We start from the raw sequence: 1,851 nt of genomic DNA on the forward strand, positions 1-1,851 counted from the left end.
CCTTTTTGATATTCAAAGCGATGAGAATGCGTTTTTTGAAGTTGTCAAAGTTCCGAAATCCGAAAGCGTTGCGTTTGATAACTTTGATGAGGTTGTTTGTAGCCTCTAGCTTAGCATTTGAGTAAGGGAGTTCCAAAGCATTGATAATCTTGTCCCTCTCTTTTAAAAAGGTCTTAAAAACAGTCTGAAAGATAGGATTTATACAAGAAATTGTTTCTTCAATGAGTCCAAAGAAATGTTCAGCTTGTTTCTCTTGAAAATGAAAAAGCAAGAGTTGGTAGAGGTCATAGTGTTCTCTGAGTTCTTGAGAGTAAGAGAGCAGCTTTTCCAGAATCTCTTTGTTGGTCAAATGCATGCGAAAAGTCGGCCGATAAAAGCGTTTATCACTGAGTTTACGGCTATCTTGTTGGATCAGTTTCCAGTAGCGTTTCAGTGCCTTGTATTCGTGTGATTTTCGATCCAATTGATTCATGATTTGAACACGAACACGACTCATAGCCCGGCTCAGGTGTTGGACAATATGAAAGCGATCGAGGATGATTTTAGCGCATGGAAAAAGTTGTCTAGCCAAGTCATAGTAGGGACTAAACATGTCCATTGTAATGACTTTAACGCCGTTTCGGACCTGTCAGGAAGTTGAAAGACGCTTCAATCACTACTTAGACACTATTCAAAAGATTTTACATAAAGACCATCATGAGCTTCAGGGCCAGGGTTTACATCCATTCTGGAAGGAGAATGATAATGCTCCTGTGAAATATCCCCGCTATCAAATGTTGATGCAGTATCTATCTTTGAGTGAAGAAATTGGAAGAGATTTCTTCCATCGCTATCCTGATTATGGCGGCTATATCTGTGGAAGTCAAGTCCAGCTGGATGTCTCACGGGCAAATTTCATACAGGTAATCAATACCTTCAATCAAATCGAGGCTGCTAAAGCCTATCTTTTTGCCAATTCGGAATTGACAGCAGAAGATTTCAACGCTAGAATCTCTAGAGACCGCTTCTGGGAAGAATCCATGCATGGCTTGTTAGTAGAAAATGTCGGTGTCAATCCCTATGATTTCACAGATGAAGAAGATTTTTTCAATTATTTAAATCACACAGCTATTTTTAATGCTGACCGAGAGGGAGATGCCTACTATTTTCCTCCTATATCGGTTGGAGAATATCTAAAACAGGTGCAAATCAAGGCCTATAATTTGAGGGGGGACGAAAGATTTCTCATTCCGTGCGCAGAAGATTTTAGTCATCACAGAAGCTACCAATATTAGGATTTAACGACAAGAGGCACTGTTGAATTTAGAAGCACTTGTGTTCAGCCTCTCACTAAGACATTTGCACCAGCAGCCTTTCATTTAGGATTGTTAGTGAATCTAGAGGAAACAGAGGCCTATCTTAAAGCTTGTGAGTTTTTCAGGCTGGAAGGGCGGGATTATAAACATTTGCGCCGACAGTATTCGAAAAACAAACTTACACAGAACGAGGAAAAAACATTCAAAAATTTTCATACGATCTTCTTCAACTTGCTATCAAAGGCTTGCAAAAACGGAAAATGCATGAAGAAAAGTATCTCATATCTTTGTATTAATAGACTCCCTTTGGAATTCTAATAATGTTTTAAGTGTTTCATTTTAGTGCTAAACCCTAGTCCTTTAAGGAACTTTCAAGGTTATCGCAAAGTCGGTTTGGAAAAAAAGTTACAAAAAAGCAAAAAAAGTTCAAAAAAAGTATTGACAAGAATTAGTTGAGGTGATATACTGATATAGTTGTCGCTTGCGAGGGCGACAAAGACCTTTGAAAACTGAACAAGACGAACCAATGTGCAGGGCACTACAACTGAGGTTGTAG

Annotated in this window: 2 pseudogenes; one reads left to right on the forward strand and one right to left on the reverse strand. The window is 38.8% G+C overall.

Going from position 1 to position 1,851, the window contains the following annotated elements:
- Positions 1 to 628, reverse strand: a pseudogene (locus AC5FEC_RS10335) (ISL3 family transposase); the annotation flags it as partial.
- A 1-nt stretch (position 629) separates the two neighbouring features.
- Between AC5FEC_RS10335 and AC5FEC_RS10340 the strand changes: the two are divergent.
- Positions 630 to 1,591, forward strand: a pseudogene (locus tag AC5FEC_RS10340) (glutamate-cysteine ligase family protein); the annotation flags it as partial.
- Positions 1,592 to 1,851 lie beyond the last annotated feature (260 nt).

It is taken from the genome of Streptococcus sp. STC1396 (assembly GCF_058933875.1).